Genomic DNA, 17,656 nt, shown 5'->3' on the forward strand with positions numbered 1-17,656 from the left:
GCACCGCACACCTCAGGAGAACCATGAACCTCGTCACCCCTCAGTCCTACGCCCGCGAGATCGCCGCCCGGGCCGTCCCGGGCCTGCCCGCCGACTTCCGCTGGGGCGTCGCCACCGCCGCGTACCAGATCGAGGGCGCGGCGGCCGAGGACGGCAGAACGCCGTCGATCTGGGACACGTACTGCCGGGTGCCGGGCATGGTCGTGCGCGGCGAGAACGGCGACGTGGCCTGCGACCACTACCACCGGATGCCCGAGGACGTCGCGCTGATCGCGGACCTCGGCGTCGACACGTACCGCTTCTCGCTGGCCTGGCCGCGCATCCAGCCGGGCGGCCGGGGCCCGGCCAACGCGAAGGGGCTGGACTTCTACAAGCGTCTCGTCGACGAGCTGGACGCCAAGGGCGTCACCCCCTGGATCACCCTCTACCACTGGGACCTCCCCCAGGAGCTGGAGGACGCGGGCGGCTGGCCGGTGCGCGACACCGCGTACCGTTTCGCGGAGTACGCCGCGCTCGCCTACGACGCCCTCGGTGACCGGGTGACGCACTGGACCACACTCAACGAACCCTGGTGCTCGGCCATGCTCGGCTACGCCTACGGCAGCCAGGCCCCCGGCCGGCAGAACTTCGGCGAGGCGATCCACGCCGTGCACCATCTGCTCCTCGGCCACGGCCTCGCCGCCCGGCACCTGCGCGAACAGGCCGGGGCCCGGGGCAACGCGCTGGAGCTGGGCATCACCCTCAACCTGGGCACCGCGACGCCCGAGACCGACAGCCCCGAGGACGCGGAGGCATGCCGCCGCGCCGACGGGCTCGGCGCCCGCCTCTACCTCGACCCCGTCGTCAAGGGCGCCTACCCCGACGACATCGTCGCCGACCTCGCCGCCCAGGGCATCGCGCTCCCCGTGGAGGACGGCGACCTGGCCGCCATCTCCACCCCCCTCGACGTCCTCGGCGTCAACTTCTACCGGGGCGCGCTGTTCTCCGGCACCACGGAGGACGGCGCCGCCACCGACGCCGACGGCCTGCCCGTCACCCGGCAGGTGGAGCGCGACCTGCCGCGCACCGCGATGGACTGGGAGATCACCCCCGACGCCCTCACGGACCTGCTCGTCCGCCTGGAGCACGACTACGGCCTCCCGACGGTCGTCACGGAGAACGGCGCCGCCTTCGACGACACCGTCTCCGAGGACGGCGCGATCCACGACGCCGACCGCACCACGTACCTCGCCGACCACATCGCCGCCGTCGCCGAGGCCCGCGCCCAAGGGGCCGACGTCCGGGGCTACTTCGCCTGGTCGCTGATGGACAACTTCGAATGGTCCTACGGCTACGACAAGCGGTTCGGCATCGTCCGCGTCGACTACGACACGCAGGAGCGGACCCTGAAGGACAGCGCCAAGTGGTACCGCGACACCATCCGCCTCACCCGGACGAGGTGAGGTGAGGTGAGCGGTCCGGGGCCTGTGGTGCCGGCGGCGCGCACCGGTGTGCGGGAGGCACGCTCAGTGGCGCCGTGCCCACCCGCACGTCCCGGTCATCCGCACGCGTGGACCGACCCCTGCCGCCCGTCGTACGTCCCCGACGCCCAGACGGCGGTCCCGCCGCTGGTGTAGACGACCAGATTGCCGTCGCTCTGCACCCGGACGTACCCACCGGCCGAGGCGGGACCGCCCCACGCGCAGACGATGTTGGCGTTGTGGTCGCGGATGGACATGTAGCCGTAGCGCGAGAAGTTCAGCTTGGTCGTGGGGTTGGTGATGTTGGACCAGCCGTACGTGCCGCTCGCCCACAGAGCGTGGTGGTCCTGTCTGTACAGCACCAGGTTCCCGTCGCACTGCCACACCAACTGGTGGTAGGCGACCGGCTCGGTCCACGTCTTCCCGCACGCGAAGTCCGGCGTGTCGACGGTGAGCGGGATGTTGATCCCGTATCCCTCGGCCGAGGCCGGCGGTGCGGTGACCAGTCCGAGGGACAGCAGCACGGGCGCGATGACGGCGCCCGCGCGCCAGAGGGCCTTCTTCAGCATGGCTGACGACTCCGATTCGTGTGCACACGGAAACCTGACGCGGGCGTGGGTTCCGCCCCCGGCACGGGGCGAGGTCACCGTGGCCGCGTACGGGCCGGGGCACGCTCACTCGTCGGGACTCCGGTCCGGCGCATACCGCCCAAGGCGGGAGAGACGGGGGAGGCCCGCTGTGCGCCACGAAGACTATGGGCGCCGTGACCACGGTTGTGTGCATGCCGTGCAGCGCTTCTGCGCCGTGCGTGCGGGGCCCAGGTCTTGGCGGGGTCCGTACGCACCACCGGGCCGCAGGGGCGGTGCCCCGCGGCCCGGCAGAGGGGGTTCGGTGTCAGCGGCGTCCGCCGTGGGCCCGCTCGAAGGCGGCGAAGGCCACCTCCTGGCGCCACTGGGTGGCGGCCTTCGGGTTCTCGGAGAGGAAGCCGAGGCAGCGGGGGGTGGGGTCGCCGGCGCCGGGGCGGCTGGTGGCGCAGGCGGGGACCGGACGGTAGCCGGTGCGGGCGGAGCCGGCGGTCCAGAGGCCGCGGCCCTCGCGGAAGGCGTACTCCAGGGAGGCGCGGGCCAGGTCCTTGAGGGTGGGGTAGTCGAGGTCGTACGTCTCGGAGGCGTACTGGTACTCGTGGCTGATGTCGATGCGGGAGACGCCGGGGTCGTCGGTGGACAGGACGATCGGGACTCCGTAGCGCCGGTAGGCGTTGAACGGGTGGTCGGCGCCCGCGATGCCGAGGATCTGCTTGTTGCTGGAGAAGGGGACCTCGACGGCGATGTCGCGGCGGGCCATCGTGCGGGCCAGGTCGCGCCAGTTGTCCTCGTGGACGAGGTCGACGCCGTGGCCGATGCGCTCGGCGCCGGCGACGCGGACGGCCTCGTTGATGTGGAAGGTCAGGTCCTCGGGCTTGACGAGGCCGGGGGCCAGCTCACCGGCGTGCAGGGTGAGATGGGCGCCGGGGTACTGGCCGCGCAGGTACTTCAGCATCCGCATCTGGAGGCTGTAGTTCTCCAGCGAGCTGTCCCAGTCCTCGGGCTGGACGAGGTTGACGGCGACGAAACGCGGGTCGCGCTCGGCGAGCCGCATGCCCACGGCCATCTGCGTGAAGACGCGGGCCGGGGAACTGCCCCGGGAGACCTGGGAGATCCAGCGGACGGGAAGCCGGCAGCCGGGGTCGGGGCGCTTCGTGTCGCAGTGCGCGGTGCGGCGGAAGTCCGCGTCGCCCTCGTCGGCCTCGCGGACCGCCTCGTCGACGACCTTGTTCAGACCGCCGGCCAGCAGCTTGCGGTGGAACGCGGCGAGGTCGGCGTCGTAACCCACCTTCTCGGACAGCGCCTTGGCGCTGTCCGAGGCGGGGGTGACCATCGTCTCCAGGTAGAACTGGTTCTGTGCGACGACGGTGTTGGCGACGTTCGCCAGGAGCTTGCCCCGGTCCCAGGTCGCCAGGCCGAACTTGCCGAAGGTGTCGAAGAAGTGGTCGTGCCCGGACTCGCCGGCCGGGAAGTCCTGCATGGACCAGGCCCGCACGATCTCCCGGCGGAACGCCGCGTCGGTCCGCGCGTCGGCTGCCGGGCGGGCCCCGGGGCCGCACGGCGGCGCCACCGCCGTCATCGTCGCGTCGATGCACAGGCCCTTGTCGATCGCGAGCTTGATCAGGTACTCGGTCGTGGCCGCGCCCGAGAGGTGGTTGTGGAGGTCGCCGCCCTTGGGCAGCGCCTTGAAGAACGCCTTCAGCGCGGCGGGCCGGCCCTGGAGCGAGTCGAGATACGCGGAGGTCCTGCGCTCCGCCGGGGTGACCACGCGCGGCGAGGCGTCCTGCGCGGGCGCGGCGGCCGTGGCGGGGACGGCCGGGAGCAGGGTCAGCAGGGCGAGCGTGCCGCCGAACCCGGCCAGGAGCGGGGACTTGGGACGGCGTGCCGTCCGAATCGAAGAGATCACCGCCGCATGATCGCGCCCGCCGTGCCCGGTTGCGGCCCCGAGCCACGTCCGCGCGGGAACGTCCACCCGATCGAGTGCGGGGCGGTGGCCGCCAGTTCGAGTGCGGGGCGGTGGTCGCGGGGGCGGGGGCGGGGTGGCGTGCGTGGACCGGGCGTGGGGCGGCGGACGCCCGTTCGCGCGTGGGGAGCGGGCGCCGGTCCGGGAAGGCCCGCCGCGAAGTCCCGTCGCAGGTCCGGGAAAGCTCCAGCGCGTCGTCCCGCCGCCAGTTAGGAAAAGTTCCGCCGGTCACCGGTCGTTTGTACAGCTCACCGGACCGTCCTTTGGTTCAGACCACTAATGGGAGGCGGGCGCTCTTTACCCGACCCCCGCGCCTGTGGCTCACTGTGTCGTGTTCGCGACAACTGGACGCGCGTAGATCCGGACGCAACGCGCGGCCGGTCGGGCCTGTCGCGGCATCCGCCCCCCCCACCCAGCAGGAGGCCGCCTTGTTCTCCCGGACCACCCCGCGTTCCCTCGCCCCCACTCGTCGACGGCTCACCCTGGCCGGTGTCCTCGGCACGAGCGCCGCGCTGCTCCTCGGACTGATGTCCGGCACCGCCACGGCCGCGCCCGCCAAGCAGGACCCCGTACCCCTCGGCCAGGGGTACATGGGCGTCGGCTACCTCGAAGACGGCCAGACCTTCAGACCGGACACCAGGAACCTGCGCCTCGACGCCCAGCCAGAGGTCACCGTCAAGGCCAACCCGCTCGGCATCGACGTCTCCAAGTGGCAGGGCTCCATCAACTGGACCTCGGTGCGCGGCGCCGGGATCGAGTTCGCCTGGATGAAGGCGACCGAGGGCCTGACCTACAAGGACCCGAACTTCAACACCAACTACCCGAACGCCTACTACGCCGGGGTGATCCGGGGCGCCTACCACTTCGCCCGCCCGGACGTCTCCGGCGGCGCCGCCCAGGCCACGTTCTTCGCGGGCAACGGCGGCGGCTGGTCGCGCGACAACCTCACGCTCCCGGGCGTCCTGGACATCGAGGGCACCTGCTACGGCTACTCGCAGACCTCCATGCGGCAGTGGATCCTCGACTTCTACAACACGTACAAGTCCCGCACCGGCCGCGACGTCGTGATCTACACCAGCCCCAGCTGGTGGAACACCTGCACCGGCGGCTGGACCGGCATGTCCACCCGCAGCCCGCTCTGGGTCGCCCACTGGACCACGGCCACCAACCCGACCATCCCGACGGGCTTCCCGTACTGGACGGTCTGGCAGTACAGCTCCACCGGATCGGTGAGCGGCATCTCGGGCGCCGTCGACCGCGACCGCTTCGGCGGCGACCGCTCCCGGCTGCTCGCCCTGGCCAACAACACGCCGTGACGGTGTGACGCGGGACGTGGTCACCCCTCGGGGAGCCGCGTCCCGCGCGAGAACCGTGCGGGCCGCAGCGGCCGTGCCACCCCGGCCGCTGCGGCCCGTGCGCGGGGAGCCCCGGGCCCGTTACCCCCGTGTACGCCCCCACGGCGTCCACGCCGGGCCCGCGTGTGGAGCACGGCCCGCCCGCCCGGCTCCACGACCGCCGACGAAGGAGCACACCATGGACCCCACGCCATCCCTCAGCAGGCGCGCCGCCCTCGCCGCCGGAGCCGCGGCCCTGGCCGGCGGACTCGGAGCGACGGCCGCCGCCCAGGCCGCCGCACGGACATCGGAGCACGTACGGCCCCCGGGGAACGCCCGGAACCCGGAAGCCGTACGGCCCCCGGAAGCCGCCCGCCCCCCGGCCGCCGTCGCCGCCCTGACCCCCCAGCAGCGCGCCGGGCAGTGCGTCATCCACTCCTACCCCGGGCTCACCCCTCCGGCCTCGCTGATGAACGCCATCGAGCAGGGGCGCACGGCCGGGGTGATCTTCTTCGGGGAGAACATCGAGAACCTGACCCAGATCGAGGGCGTCGTCCGCTCGATGAAGGCCGCGCACGCCAACTCCCCGGTGCAGGCCCCGCTGCTCCTGATGACCGACCAGGAGGGCGGCGTGGTCCGTCGGCTGCCGGGAGAGCCGGTGATGTCCGCCAAGGACGTCGGCGCCTCCGCCGACCCCCTCCAGTGGGCCGACTTCACCGGCGGCGGCGCGGGGATGAACCTCGCGGGCGTCGGCATGAACGTCAACCTCGCGCCGGTCCTCGACGTGTACCGCAAGACCGGTGACTTCACCGACCAGTACGAGCGTTCCTACAGCAAGTCGGCCGCCGCGGTGGCCAGTTGCGGTACGGCGTTCATCCGCGCGCAGCAGGACGTCGGGGTCGCCGCCACCGCGAAGCACTTCCCGGGCCTCGGCCCCGCCTCGGCGAGCCAGAACACGGACCTGCGCTCCGTCACCCTCACCACGTCGGCGGCCACGCTGCGCGGGGTGGACGAGGTGCCGTACCGGGACGCCGTCGCGGCCGGAGTGAAGCTCGTCATGCTCTCGTGGGCGATCTACACCGCGCTGGACCCCGCGCGCCCGGCCGGACTCTCCCCGGCGGTCGTCGCCGAACTGCGCGACCGCCTCGGCTACACCGGCGTCACGATCACCGACGCCTTGGAGGCCGGCGCGCTCCAGTCCTTTGGCACGACCGCGCAGCGCGCGGTCGCGGCGGCCTCCGCGGGCATGGACCTCGTCCTCTGCTCCTCGCGCAGCGTCTCCCAGGGCGACACGGCGGTGACCGCCCTCAGCGATGCCCTGGCCTCCGGCGCCCTCGACGGCACCCGCTTCGACGCGGCCGCCGCACGCGTCAACGCACTGCGGGCCGGGCTGTAGACGGGGGCGGGTCGCGGGGGAGTCACGCCCCGGGGGAGTCACGCCGCAGGGGCCGTACGGAGACGTCCGTACGGCCCCTGCGCACATCCGCGCACATCCGTCACACCCCGTTGCGGGCGTCCCGGCTCAGGAGAAGTCGGTGATGACGACGCGGGCGGTCGTCCCGTCCTTCAGCGACTCGTAGCCCTGCTCGATGTCACCGAGCCCGATCTCCTTGGAGACGAGGTCGTCCAGGTTCATCCGGCCCTGGAGGTACATCGAGGCGTAGAACGGGATGTCGCGCTTGAGGTTCGAGGAGCCCATGTAGACGCCCTGGACCTTCTGCGAGTTGCTCAGCGCGGTCAGTGCGGAGACGTCGATGCCCGCGTCCATGCCGCCGACGCCGATCAGGTAGAGCCCGCCGCCCTTGCCGAGCATCTGCATGCCCTGGGCGGTCACCGGGCGGACGCCGACGAAGTCGAAGACGTGGTCCGCGCCCTGGCCGGTGATGTCGCGGACGGCCTCGACCGGGTCGACCGTACGGGAGTTGACGACGTGGGTCGCGCCGAACGCCTTGGCGCGCTCCAGCTTCGCGTCCTCGATGTCGGTCACGATGATCGTGCCGGCCCCGGCGATCCGGGCCCCGCTGACCGCGTTCATCCCCACGCCGCCCGCGCCGATGACCACGACGGTGTCGCCCTGGCGGACGTCGGCGCTGTTGAGGACGGCGCCGGCGCCGGTGAGCACGCCGCAGCCGATCAGTGCGGCGGGGGCCCACGGCATGTCCTGCGGGACGACGGCCAGCTGGTTCTCGTGGATGAGCGTCTCCTGCGCGAAGCCGCCGAGCCCCATGCCCTGGGCCACCGGTGCACCGTTCCAGCTCAGCCGGGGGGCCTGGCCGGCGGCGCGCAGGGTCGCCTCGGGGCGCAGGCAGATGTGCGTGCGGCCGCTGAGGCAGTTCACACAGGAGCCGCAGTACTGGATGAGGCTGCCGACGACGTGGTCGCCGGCCTTGACCTGGGTGACCTCGGGGCCGGTCTCCGTGACCACACCGGCGACCTCGTGGCCGAGGACGACGGGGAACTCGCCGCCGATGAACGTGGCGACGCTCAGGTCCGAGTGGCACAGGCCGGAGGCCTGCACCCGGACGCGTACCTCATGCCCGACCGGATCGGCGATGTCGATCTCCTCGACGACGAAACCCTGGCCCAGACCCTTGGTGACAGATGCCTTCATGGTGTTGCTTCCTTCGTCCGTCCGATAGGTGGCACGGCCGAAATGTCAGCTCTCGGGCCGCTCTGCCACGTTTCTGATTGTGGCACCGGATCGCCCAAAAGAAAAGAGACACATGTTGATTAATGCATGTGAGAGGCGTGCGATAGGCTGCGACCGTGTCGGGACAGCCTTCGAACCAGCCCTCGCCGCCCTACGCCGACGGCCGGGGGCCGGCCGGCGGTGACGCGGCGCTCGACGTCCGCGTCCGGCGCACCCGCGACCGGCTGCGCGAGGCCGTGTTGCGGCTCGCCTCCGAGCGTCCGGTGGAGGAGATCGCGGTCGCGGACCTGGTCCGCGAGGCCCGCGTCAACCGCACCACCTTCTACAAGCACGCCACCAGCCCGGCGACGATCCTCGAACAGGTGCTGTACGAGGAGCTGGACCGGGTCCGGGCCGGATGGATCACCGACGTCCTGGCGGGCACCCTGCCCGTGCACGAGGTCTGGGAGCGGGCGTCGGGCGCGCTGCTGGACCACCTGGAACGCCACGACGCCCTGTACACGGTGGGTCTGACCGGCCACCGCAGCGCCGTCCTCCACCATCTGCTCGTCGAGCACTTCACCGTCTCGGTCAGCACGCTCCTGGAGCGCGAGCCCGAGGCGGTCCCGGGCGACGAGGGCTCCCTCGCCTGGCGCGTGGAGGCCGCCAGCCGCTTCCTCGCCCACGGCGAGGCCGGCATCGTCGAAGCCTGGCTCGCCCTTCCGGCCCCCCGCGACCGCCGCCTCTTCGTCTCCGCCGCGAACGCCCTGCTGCCGTCCTGGCTGATCCCGGCCGCGGGCTGATCCGCGTTGCCCGCGCGCCCCCGGAGCCGCCCCTGCGCAGGGGCGGAATAGGCCCCTCCATGATCGCTTTTGGCCCGTTGGGGGCTCACGCCGCCACCGCCCCGGCCGCTACGTTCGGCTGCGGACCGAACACAGTCAGCCAGGAGGAAAGGCAACGATGCGCCCCACAAGCTCCGTCCGCCGCTCAGGGAAGACACTCATGGCCTGTGCCGCCTCGGCCGCCGTGGCCACCGTGGGACTTGCCGTCTCACCGGCCGCCGCCGCGCCCGCCGGGGACGCCGCCGCACCCGCCGTCGCGGCGGACGCCGAGCCCGGCGGGGCCTGTACGGCGGCGGACCTCGGCACCCGGCACCCGTACATCAAGAGCACCGAAGTGACCCCGGTCATCACCCACTTCAAGGGCTGGTACGTCACCGAGGGCTCGACCGGCACCCAGAAGGTCACCACGACCGTCCAGACGGTCATCAAGGTGACCGTGGGCGGCAACGCCTCCGGCAACGTCGAAGGCGCCTTCCCCCAGCTCGCCCTCACGAAGGCCGGCGCGACCGTGGGCCTCAACGTGCAGCTGGAGTACACCTCCACCAACACCGCCGCGACGGAGGTCACCTGGAACTTCGCCAGTCCGGGCTACTACGGCCTCTACAAGGGCACCAAGAAGGTCACCGGCACCTACGGCAGCCTCAACTGCAACCGCGTCCAGCAGGCGGACGGCAGCTGGGCCCTGAAGTGGGTCGAGGGCGGAGGCGCGGGGAGCTTCACCACGTACACCACCCTGGAAGAGGGCGCGGTGCGCTGCGAGGACACGGTCCCGGCCGGCAGCATCATGCGCAAGGCGCAGGACCTCCTGGACTGCGGCTCCGCCCTCGCCACCGCGACCCACCCGGCCGGTGCGGTCCCGTCCCCGAAGGCCGCCGAGGCGCGGAAGGCCGCCCGGGCCGAGCAGGCCGCCGAGGCCCGGACCGCGCGGGCCACCGCGAACCCGGCCCCCGCCCCACTGGCCGCCCTGAACTGCCAGGCCGCCGTCTACAAGATCGACGTCCCCGGCAAGCCCCTCAACTGGAGCGCACCGCTCCTGCCCGGCGACGGCATCCGCCTGCGCGAATCCAGCTTCCTCAGCGCCCACCTGGACAACTGGAAGCTCTGCAACGTCACGGAGTCCAACGGGGTCATCGAGGCATCCCTGTGGAACTGGGGCAACGGCGGATGCGCCACCGTCCCCGCAGCCACCGCCAACCAGGAACTGGCCGTCCTGACCACGGCCTCCTGCGTGGAGGACGACCTCCAGCGCTTCTACATCTACCGCGACGTGCCCGGCAGCACGAAGGTCGGCATCCAGAACAAGTACTCCGGCTCCATGGCCGGCCACGACCGCTACGCCGACGGCGAGCAGATCCGCCAGTACTCCAGCGGCCGGCAGGACGGCACGGGTACGTACACCATGACCGTGGTCTGACGACCCCCGCTCCGTGAACGCGCGCCCCGCACGGGACCGGGTCCGCCCGGCTCCCGTGCGGGGCTCCCGCGCATCCCCTCCCGGCCCACGGCACCGGGCGCGGCCGTAGGTTGGGGCCATGCCAGAGACGACGTCCCCTGCCCCCGCCCCCGCCCCCGCGCCCGTTCCCGGCTCCGCCGCCGATGTCGTCCGCACCTGGGACGCCCGCGCCGACCTGTATCTCCGGCTGTTCCGGGACGAGTTGGAGACCAAGCCGTTCGACCTGGAGGCCCTGGGCGCGTTCGCCGGGCGGGTCGTCCCGGGCGGCCGGGTGTACGACGCCGGCTGCGGCCCCTGCGGCCACGTCACCCAGTTCCTGACGGACCGGGGCCTCGACGTCCTCGGCATCGACCTCTCCCCGCGCTGCGTCGCCCTCGCCCGCCGGGAACGGCCCGGCTGCCGGTTCGCCGTCCAGGACCAGCGGACGATCACCGAGCCCCTGGACGGCCTCGTCGCCTACTACGCCCTCCACGACCAGCCCCGCACCGAACTCCCCGCGACCCTCGCCTCGTGGGCCGCCGCCCTCCGCCCCGGCGGCCAGCTCCTCGTCGTGGCGAAGGAAGGCACGCACGACGGGGTGACCAACGATCCGCTCGGCGGCGACCTGCGGGTCTACTGGGCGGAGTTCACGGAGTACGAGCTCCGCCGCGCGGCCGGGTACGCGTCCTTCCGCGTCGACACCTGCACGGTCCGCGAGGCGTACGAGAACGAGATCCCGACCCGCCGGATCCACCTCGCGGCGACCCGCGCCGCGTGATCCGTGGACCTCAGCCGTCGAGGGGCGCGGCGAGGCGGTCGAGAACGTGCCGGATGCCGGGCTGCCCACCCGTACCCGAGCGATGGAGGGCATGGACGCTCCGGTGGACCGGCACGCGCAGGGTGTGCACGCTCAGGTCCGGTCCGGGCGCCGGCAACGCCATGCGGGGAATGAGGGCGACTCCTGCGCGTCGGGCGACCAGGGCCGTCAGAACGGCGAAGTCGCCCGCCACCGCCACGGCTCGCGGGACGAAGCCTGCGGCTCCGCAGGCGCGTTGTGTCATCTCGTGGCAGGCCGTCTCGGGGCCGGGGAGGAGCCACGGGGCATCGGCCAACCGGCGCAGATCTGCCGGTGCACCGGGAGCGAGTCGGTGGTCGGCGGCGTCGGCTGGGTGCAGGACGAGATGCACGGGTTCCTCGAACAGAGCTGTCTGCTCGCATCCTGCGGGAAGCGGCCGGGGAAGCAGGCTGTAGGAGTGGGTGACCGCGATGTCGACCTCGCGGCGGACGAGAGCGGCCTCGGCGGCCGGGGGCTCGTGTTCGACCAGGAACACGGCGGGCTCCTCCGGGACCGGCGCCGTGCCGGGCTCGGGCCAGAGGGCGGGGGCGATCGCGCGGGCGGCGGAGGCGAAGGCGGCGACGCGGACCGTGCCGCGTTCGCCCTGGCGCAGTGCCGCCAGATCCGATTCGGCGGCGGCGAGGTTGCCGAGGAGGACATGCGCGTGGTCCACGAGGCGCTGCCCCGCGCCGGTGAGGTGGAGGGTGCGTCCCCGCTTCTCCAGGAGTGGCACCCCCGCTTCCTTCTCCAGCACGGACAGCTGCTGGGACACGGCCGGGCCGGTGAGGTGCAGGGCACGGGCTGCGGCGGCAACCGTGCCCTGCGAGGCGAACTCGACCAGTACGCGAAGTCGGCGGACATCCAACAAGAAAGATCTCCTACCTGGTAAGCAAGGAAAAGGTAACTGGACCTAATGTATATGACCGGGCAGGGTCGACAGGGTGAAGCTCAACAAGACCCTGTTCGCCCTGGCCGCCACCGTGCTGCTGTGGGCCACCGCCTTCCCCGCGATCCGGGTGGCGCTGGAGGGCTACGGACCGGCCCAGCTGTCCTTCCTCCGCCTCGCCGTCGCCTCCCTCGCCCTCGCGGCCGTCGCCCCGGCGCTGGGTGTGCGCCGCCCCGAGCGCGCCGATCTCTGGCGCATCGCCCTCGCGGGCGGTACCGGGATGAGCGCCTACCAGCTCCTGCTGAACTGGGGGGAGGTCCATGTACCCGCCGGCACCGCCAGCCTGATCGTGGCCTCGGTCCCCGCGATGAGCGCCGTACTGGCGGCCTGCTTCCTGGGTGAACGGTTCACCCCGGCCAAGGCCGGCGGAACACTCGTCGCGCTCGCCGGCGCGGCTCTCGTCGGCGTGTCCGGCAAGGAGAGCGGATACACGGCCGCGGCATGGGCCGTCCTCGCCGCCGCGTGCAGCCAGGCCGTCTACAACCTGACGATCAAGCCCCTGCTGCACCGCTACACCGGTCTCGAAGTTGCCGCGTACGCCATGTGGGCCGGGACCGTCCTTCTCGTCCCCCTCGCCCCCAGTACGGTCTCGGCCGTGCTCGACGCCCCGGCCGGTGCGACGGCGGCGGTCGTCTTCCTCGGCCTTCTGCCCTCGGCGGCCGGCTTCGTCGTCTGGGGCTACGCCGTCGCCCGGCTCAGCGTCACCGCCGCCACCGCCGCGCTCTACCTCGTCCCCGCCGTCACGCTCGCCGCGTCCTACCTCTGGCTCGGCGAGCAACCGCGCCCCGTCGCGCTGCTCGGCGGACTCATCACCATCGCCGGCCTCGTCCTCCTCAACAAGCGCCGCAGCCCGGCCCCGCCGGTTCCGGTCCGGTCCCCGCCCCTCGGCAACCTGCCGCGCCACCACTCCTGAAGCCGGCCCCGCTGCCTGCGGGGACGGATCAATAAGTCGGTTGACACGCAGGGACGGAATGACGGACGTTCGGCCGTGACCCACCGATGCGCGACAGGGCCGGAGAGAAGGCACACGGATGACGTTCGGAGAGAGGGCCCCGGAACCGGGACGAGAGCGTGCGGCGGCGCCCGGCGCGGTGGAGCGGGCGCACGTGACGAGCTTCTTCGAGCAGGTGCACACCGCGGGACGGGTCAAGGCCGGCGGCGAGACCGTGCAGTTCAGCTGGCCCGGGGTGTACTTCGAGGGCCGCTTCCGGGGGACCGGCGTCGGGGTGGTGCTCGACTGCGCCGCCGCCGACTACGACATCCAGATCGACGGGACCACCGTCGCCACCCTGATCACGCCCGGCGACACGACGCACTGGATCGACGGCCTTCGGGACGGCGAGCACACGGTCCGGGTCGTCAAACGCAACGACACCCCGGGGGACATCAGCACGTTCGGAGGCTTCGTCGCCGCGCCCGGAGGCGCCGTACTGAGCAAGCCGCCGCCGCGGGACCGCCAGATCGAGTTCATCGGGGACTCCCTGACCGTGGGCTACGGCAATGTCTCGGGTACCCGCGTCTGCGATCCGGAGCAGCTCAAGCGGACCACCAACACCGACGTGAGCCACGGTGCGCTGGCGGCCCGGCGACTGGACGCCGACTACCAGATCAACGGTCTCTCCGGCCTCGGCATGGTGCGCAACGTCGCCGGTATCTGCCCGGACCTCACGTACCGGACCCACTACGACCGCGCCCTGCTGAGCGTGGAGGGCGACGTCTGGCGGAACCCGGGGAGCTGGCGTCCCCAGATCGTGGTGGTGAACCTCGGCTCCAACGACTTCACCGACCTCACCCCCGATGAGCCGTGGACCCCGGATTCCCTCGCTGCCGCCTACCGCGCCGCCTACGGTGAGTTCCTCGGCACACTGCGGACGCGCTACGGTCCCGGCACGGCCCTCGTGGCCGTCGGCTTCGACAGAAACGCCGAGCACGTCCGGCAGGTGGTCGACGCCTGCAACGACGCCGGCGACAGCGGGGTCCACTACTGGTTCCTCGACACGTCCGGCCTGGACTTCCTCGGATGCGACGGACACGCCTCGGCCCGGGACGACCGGCTGATCGCCGACCGGCTGGTGCCGTTCCTCAGCAGCCTGCTGACGTGACCCTCGCCGCGAGGAACGCTGCCCACGCGCGCGGGGGGACCGTCAGGACGGGGCCGTCGGTGACCTTGGAGTCACGGACGTGGACGGCGGCGGGGTGGGCGGCGACCTCTACGCAATCGCCGCCTTGGTCGCTGCTGTAACTGGACTTGTGCCACTCATACGCGACTTCGAGGCAGTCGCCGCCTTCGCTGCCGCTGTAGCTGGACTTGAACCAGGTGAGGCCAGTGCGGTGTGCTGCGCGGTTCATGTCTCTCCAAGCAGTCTGTCCAGTAGGCGCACGCTCTCCGCAGGGGAGAGCGCCTGCGACTGCAGCATCCCATACTTCTGCAGGAGCACACTGACGTCGTCCGGGTCATCGTGCAGCACATTGGTCAACTGGCCTTCGATGTAGGCGAGATGATCGTGGTCCGGTGTCTCCAGCAACACCATGGGGCCCGCAAGAACGGCATGGCCGGGCGTCGTCAGCGGCATGATCTGGAAGCCGATGAAGGGGAGCTCCGCACACGCGCGGAGGTGCCTGATCTGCTCACGTAAAACGACCGGATCTCCGATCCGGCTGCGCAAGATGCTCTCCTCCAGGATGAAGTGCAGCATCGGGCGAGGTTTGCGGGTGAGTAGTCGCTGCCGGTCCAGTCGTGCGGCTACCCACTCCTCCAGCTGGTCCTCCTCAATGGGAGGGTAGAGACACGAGAACACGAACCGTGCGTACGCCTCGGTCTGGAGCTGGCCGGGAACCACCTGGTTCTGGTACGAGAGCAGCGTCACCGCTTCCTGCTCGTAGTCGATGAAGTCCTGGACGAACGCGGGGAACCGCTCCTTCTGCGGCACCCTGCCGACCGCGACCGCCAACGCCCCCTTCGTATCCAGCAACTCATCGAGCAGGATCGCCAGATCGAGCTGAAGGGGCCGCCGCCCCTGCTCAACGGACGCGATCGTGTCCTCGCCGACGTTCAGCCGTTCCGCGAGGGCGGCCTGCGTGAGGCCCGCCGCCTTGCGGAACATGGCGAGTTGGGCACCGATGAGATGCCAGGACGTGACGCGCTTGGTCTTCTTTGCTGACGGCATGCCGAACCTCTCCCCGTAACGGGTTCCCGCTGACCCGTCAGCGGTCGTACAGGCGACCTGTACGACCTGACGCACTGATCAACCGTAGTGACGGTGTGTGACGTTCGTCTCGTGAACGAGACAACTCAACTCCCCCACTTCCGCGACGCGTTCTACCGGCGCGAGCGCAGGTCGATCCCACTCGTACGGAGGTTCGTGCGGGCGGCGCTGGACGAGTGGGCGTGCGAAGTGAATACCGATGACGTGGTGCTCTGCGTGAGCGAACTGGCGACGAACGCACTCGTGCACGGGGTGCCGCCGGGGCGGGGGTTCCGGGTGATGCTGTTCTGGGAGCGGGTGGACGGGCGGCTCCGGGTGGAGATGCATGACAGCGGCGACGGGGAGGTGCCGGAGGTCCGGCCGGGCGGGCCGCTGCCGACCGGGGACGACGAGGGCGGGCGGGGGCTGGTGCTGGTGTCGGCGCTGGCGGACGCGTGGGGGGTGGGGGACCGGAACCCGGGGAAGATCGTCTGGTGCGAGTTTGCCGTTCCGGCAATGATCTTTGCCGAATCGGGCCCGAGTGCGCACCATCTCTCGTAGATGGAGGTGCTTCGGATGAGTAACACGGAAACACAGACGCAGGCGTACGACGTGGTGGTGATCGGCGGCGGGGCCGCCGGTCTCAGCGGGGCGCTGGCCCTGGGGCGGGCCCGGCGGTCGGTGCTGGTGATCGACGCGGGAAGCCCGCGCAACGCGCCCGCGTCGCACGTGCACAACTACCTGGGCCGGGAGGGCGCCCCACCCGCCGAACTGCTGGCGATCGGGCGCGAGGAGGTGGCCGCGTACGGGGTCGAGGTGGAGGAGGGCGAGGCCGTCTCGGCGGAGCGGCTGCCGGGCGGGGACGGCTTCCGGGTCGTACGGGCGGACGGCACGGCGGTCACCGCGCGCCGCCTGCTGGTCACGACCGGGCTGACCGACGAACTGCCGGCGGTGCCGGGGCTGGCCGAACACTGGGGCGAGGGCGTGCTGCACTGCCCGTACTGCCACGGCTGGGAGGTGCGGGACGCGGCGATCGGCGTGCTGGCGGTCACGTCGATGGCCGTTCACCAGGCGCTGATGTGGCGGCAGTGGAGCGCGGACGTCACGCTCTTCCTCCACGACGCGTACGAACCGACGGAGGAGGAGTACGAGGAGCTGGCCGCGCGGGGCGTCGCCGTGGTCGACGGCGAGGTGACCGGGCTGGAGGCGTCCGGCGGCCGGATCGCCGGGGTGGTGCTGGCCGGCGGGCGGGTCGTGCCGCGCGAGGCGGTGGTCGTGCAGTCCCGGTTCACCGCGCGCTCCGGCGTACTGGAGGGGCTGGGGCTGCGCCCCGTACCGCTGGAGGCGGGCGGGCAGACCCTCGGCACGTACATCGCGGCCGATCCGGCCGGGGCCACCGAGGTGCCGGGGGTGTGGGTGGCGGGTAACGTCGCCAGCCTGATGGACCAGGTCATCGTCGCCGCCGCGGCCGGGCTCAAGGCCGGGGCCGCCATCAACGGCGACCTGATCGCCGACGACACCCGGCGCGCGGTCGAGGCCCGCCGCGCGCCCTTCTCCGCCCACGCCGAGCGCGAGGTGTGCGAGACGGTGACGGGAGACCGCCGCCACGGACTGGACCGCAACGTACTGGAGGGGACCCGATGACCACCGACCGCACCGCAGAGCCGTCCGGCGCCACGCAGTCGTCCGAGGGCGCACAGCCGTCCGACGCCGAGCTGTGGGACGCGCGCTACCGGGAGAGCCACCGCATCTGGAGCGGCAACCCGAACACCGTCCTCGTCCGCGAGGTGGAGGGCATGACCCCGGGCCGGGCGCTCGACCTCGGCTGCGGGGAGGGCGCGGACGCCGTCTGGCTGGCCCGCTGGGGCTGGCAGGTCACCGCCACCGACATCTCGCGCGTCGCGCTGGGCAGGGCCGCCGAGCACGCCGCGGAGGCGGGCGTCGCGGACCGGATCGACTGGCAGTTCCACGACCTCGGGGTCTCCTTCCCCGAGGGGGAGTACGACCTGGTCTCGGCGCAGTTCCTGCACTCCATGGGCGACCTGCCCCGCGAGGAGATCCTGCGCCGCGCCGCGCGGGCCGTCGCCCCCGGCGGCGTCCTCCTGATCGTCGGCCACGCGGGCTTCCCGCCCTGGGACCACGACCACGCGGACATGGAGCTGCCCACCACCGACGAGGTGCTGGCCTCCCTCGAACTCCCCGAGGGGGAATGGGACGTCCTGCTCAGCGCCGAGCACGAGCGGGTCCAGAACGACCCGGACGGCAACCCCGTCACCCGTACCGACAACGCCCTCAAGGTACGCCGCCGCTGACGGGGGATCAGCAGGTGGGGTGGTGAGGGGGTGGGGGGGCGGGGCCGCCGCCCCCCCCCCCCCCCAAAAAGAAAAGTAATTGTGGCTGGGAGGGCCACAGGGGGTGGTGTTGTGGGGGGACCGCCCCCCGCCAC

The 17,656-nt window shown here is 72.0% G+C and carries 17 protein-coding genes; 11 read left to right on the forward strand and 6 right to left on the reverse strand.

Going from position 1 to position 17,656, the window contains the following annotated elements; genetic code table 11:
- Window positions 1-23: 23 nt before the first annotated feature.
- The gene (locus ACWCXC_RS18025; RefSeq protein WP_450889753.1) at window positions 24-1,442 is read left to right on the forward strand and encodes a GH1 family beta-glucosidase; all 1,419 of its coding nucleotides are present in this window, start codon (window positions 24-26) and stop codon (window positions 1,440-1,442) included.
- Window positions 1,443-1,537: 95 nt separating this feature from the next.
- Here ACWCXC_RS18025 and ACWCXC_RS18030 read toward each other — a convergent pair whose 3' ends face one another.
- Together ACWCXC_RS18030 and ACWCXC_RS18035 are read right to left on the reverse strand one after the other, a co-directional pair.
- On the reverse strand, window positions 1,538-2,029 hold the full coding sequence (locus ACWCXC_RS18030) for a hypothetical protein (RefSeq protein ID WP_450680339.1): 492 nt from the start codon (window positions 2,027-2,029) through the stop codon (window positions 1,538-1,540).
- A 325-nt stretch (window positions 2,030-2,354) separates the two neighbouring features.
- Window positions 2,355-3,950 carry an adenosine deaminase family protein gene (locus ACWCXC_RS18035; protein WP_450889756.1) on the reverse strand — a complete coding sequence of 532 codons (1,596 nt, stop codon included), beginning with the start codon at window positions 3,948-3,950 and terminating at the stop codon, window positions 2,355-2,357.
- A 485-nt stretch (window positions 3,951-4,435) separates the two neighbouring features.
- On the opposite strand from ACWCXC_RS18035, the gene ACWCXC_RS18040 reads away from it, so the two are divergent.
- Both ACWCXC_RS18040 and ACWCXC_RS18045 read left to right on the forward strand, forming a co-directional pair.
- Window positions 4,436-5,323 carry a GH25 family lysozyme gene (locus ACWCXC_RS18040; protein WP_450889758.1) on the forward strand — a complete coding sequence of 296 codons (888 nt, stop codon included), beginning with the start codon at window positions 4,436-4,438 and terminating at the stop codon, window positions 5,321-5,323.
- Window positions 5,324-5,540: 217 nt separating this feature from the next.
- Window positions 5,541-6,737 (forward strand): glycoside hydrolase family 3 N-terminal domain-containing protein, encoded by a 1,197-nt coding sequence (locus ACWCXC_RS18045; protein ID WP_450889760.1) that lies wholly within the window; start codon window positions 5,541-5,543, stop codon window positions 6,735-6,737.
- Between the two features lie 126 nt (window positions 6,738-6,863).
- Here ACWCXC_RS18045 and ACWCXC_RS18050 read toward each other — a convergent pair whose 3' ends face one another.
- Window positions 6,864-7,952, reverse strand: coding sequence for a zinc-binding dehydrogenase (locus tag ACWCXC_RS18050; protein ID WP_450889762.1), 1,089 nt, complete (start codon window positions 7,950-7,952; stop codon window positions 6,864-6,866).
- Between the two features lie 155 nt (window positions 7,953-8,107).
- Between ACWCXC_RS18050 and ACWCXC_RS18055 the strand changes: the two genes are divergently transcribed.
- The 3 genes from ACWCXC_RS18055 to ACWCXC_RS18065 all read left to right on the forward strand — a co-directional run bounded on the left by ACWCXC_RS18055 (window position 8,108) and on the right by ACWCXC_RS18065 (window position 11,022).
- Window positions 8,108-8,773 (forward strand): TetR/AcrR family transcriptional regulator, encoded by a 666-nt coding sequence (locus ACWCXC_RS18055; protein ID WP_450889764.1) that lies wholly within the window; start codon window positions 8,108-8,110, stop codon window positions 8,771-8,773.
- A gap of 199 nt (window positions 8,774-8,972) precedes the next feature.
- Window positions 8,973-10,226, forward strand: a complete 1,254-nt coding sequence (locus ACWCXC_RS18060; RefSeq protein WP_450889766.1) for a hypothetical protein — start codon at window positions 8,973-8,975, stop codon at window positions 10,224-10,226.
- Between the two features lie 118 nt (window positions 10,227-10,344).
- Window positions 10,345-11,022, forward strand: a complete 678-nt coding sequence (locus tag ACWCXC_RS18065) for a class I SAM-dependent methyltransferase (RefSeq protein WP_450889768.1) — start codon at window positions 10,345-10,347, stop codon at window positions 11,020-11,022.
- 10 nt (window positions 11,023-11,032) lie between these two features.
- Here ACWCXC_RS18065 and ACWCXC_RS18070 read toward each other — a convergent pair whose 3' ends face one another.
- Window positions 11,033-11,947 carry a LysR family transcriptional regulator gene (locus tag ACWCXC_RS18070; RefSeq protein WP_450889770.1) on the reverse strand — a complete coding sequence of 305 codons (915 nt, stop codon included), beginning with the start codon at window positions 11,945-11,947 and terminating at the stop codon, window positions 11,033-11,035.
- A gap of 73 nt (window positions 11,948-12,020) precedes the next feature.
- Between ACWCXC_RS18070 and ACWCXC_RS18075 the strand changes: the two genes are divergently transcribed.
- Together ACWCXC_RS18075 and ACWCXC_RS18080 are read left to right on the forward strand one after the other, a co-directional pair.
- A complete protein-coding gene (locus ACWCXC_RS18075; RefSeq protein ID WP_450889772.1) occupies window positions 12,021-12,938 on the forward strand; it encodes a DMT family transporter in 918 nt (305 codons plus the stop codon).
- Window positions 12,939-13,131: 193 nt separating this feature from the next.
- Entirely contained in the window at window positions 13,132-14,127 is a 996-nt protein-coding gene (locus ACWCXC_RS18080; RefSeq protein WP_450889774.1) for a GDSL-type esterase/lipase family protein, read from the forward strand.
- Here the strand turns inward: ACWCXC_RS18080 and ACWCXC_RS18085 are convergent.
- Both ACWCXC_RS18085 and ACWCXC_RS18090 read right to left on the reverse strand, forming a co-directional pair.
- Complete coding sequence (locus tag ACWCXC_RS18085; RefSeq protein ID WP_450680350.1) at window positions 14,108-14,374, reverse strand: DUF397 domain-containing protein; 267 nt, start codon at window positions 14,372-14,374, stop codon at window positions 14,108-14,110. The genes ACWCXC_RS18080 and ACWCXC_RS18085 overlap by 20 nt on opposite strands.
- Window positions 14,371-15,192 carry a helix-turn-helix domain-containing protein gene (locus ACWCXC_RS18090; protein ID WP_450889776.1) on the reverse strand — a complete coding sequence of 274 codons (822 nt, stop codon included), beginning with the start codon at window positions 15,190-15,192 and terminating at the stop codon, window positions 14,371-14,373. The genes ACWCXC_RS18085 and ACWCXC_RS18090 overlap by 4 nt, the downstream gene beginning before the upstream one ends.
- A gap of 111 nt (window positions 15,193-15,303) precedes the next feature.
- Here ACWCXC_RS18090 and ACWCXC_RS18095 point away from each other — a divergent pair, with 111 nt between their 5' ends.
- Genes ACWCXC_RS18095 through ACWCXC_RS18105 form a run of 3 tightly spaced genes read left to right on the forward strand, consistent with a single transcriptional unit; the run spans window position 15,304 to window position 17,522 of the window.
- Window positions 15,304-15,771, forward strand: coding sequence for an ATP-binding protein (locus ACWCXC_RS18095; protein ID WP_450889778.1), 468 nt, complete (start codon window positions 15,304-15,306; stop codon window positions 15,769-15,771).
- A gap of 15 nt (window positions 15,772-15,786) precedes the next feature.
- Entirely contained in the window at window positions 15,787-16,854 is a 1,068-nt protein-coding gene (locus tag ACWCXC_RS18100) for an NAD(P)/FAD-dependent oxidoreductase (RefSeq protein ID WP_450889780.1), read from the forward strand.
- Window positions 16,851-17,522 carry an SAM-dependent methyltransferase gene (locus ACWCXC_RS18105; RefSeq protein ID WP_450889782.1) on the forward strand — a complete coding sequence of 224 codons (672 nt, stop codon included), beginning with the start codon at window positions 16,851-16,853 and terminating at the stop codon, window positions 17,520-17,522. Before ACWCXC_RS18100 ends, ACWCXC_RS18105 begins: the two co-directional genes overlap by 4 nt.
- Window positions 17,523-17,656 lie beyond the last annotated feature (134 nt).

Source organism: Streptomyces sp. NPDC001515, from assembly GCF_053597115.1.

Bases quoted from the DNA above. Each gene is read 5' to 3' on its own strand.
- ACWCXC_RS18025 (WP_450889753.1), top strand. From the start codon at position 24: ATGAACCTCGTCACCCCTCAGTCCTACGCCCGCGAGATCGCCGCCCGG.
- ACWCXC_RS18030 (WP_450680339.1), bottom strand. From the start codon at position 2,029: ATGCTGAAGAAGGCCCTCTGGCGCGCGGGCGCCGTCATCGCGCCCGTG.
- ACWCXC_RS18045 (WP_450889760.1), top strand. From the start codon at position 5,541: ATGGACCCCACGCCATCCCTCAGCAGGCGCGCCGCCCTCGCCGCCGGA.
- ACWCXC_RS18050 (WP_450889762.1), bottom strand. From the start codon at position 7,952: ATGAAGGCATCTGTCACCAAGGGTCTGGGCCAGGGTTTCGTCGTCGAG.
- ACWCXC_RS18060 (WP_450889766.1), top strand. From the start codon at position 8,973: ATGGCCTGTGCCGCCTCGGCCGCCGTGGCCACCGTGGGACTTGCCGTC.
- ACWCXC_RS18065 (WP_450889768.1), top strand. From the start codon at position 10,345: ATGCCAGAGACGACGTCCCCTGCCCCCGCCCCCGCCCCCGCGCCCGTT.
- ACWCXC_RS18085 (WP_450680350.1), bottom strand. From the start codon at position 14,374: ATGAACCGCGCAGCACACCGCACTGGCCTCACCTGGTTCAAGTCCAGC.
- ACWCXC_RS18090 (WP_450889776.1), bottom strand. From the start codon at position 15,192: ATGCCGTCAGCAAAGAAGACCAAGCGCGTCACGTCCTGGCATCTCATC.
- ACWCXC_RS18100 (WP_450889780.1), top strand. From the start codon at position 15,787: ATGAGTAACACGGAAACACAGACGCAGGCGTACGACGTGGTGGTGATC.
- ACWCXC_RS18105 (WP_450889782.1), top strand. From the start codon at position 16,851: ATGACCACCGACCGCACCGCAGAGCCGTCCGGCGCCACGCAGTCGTCC.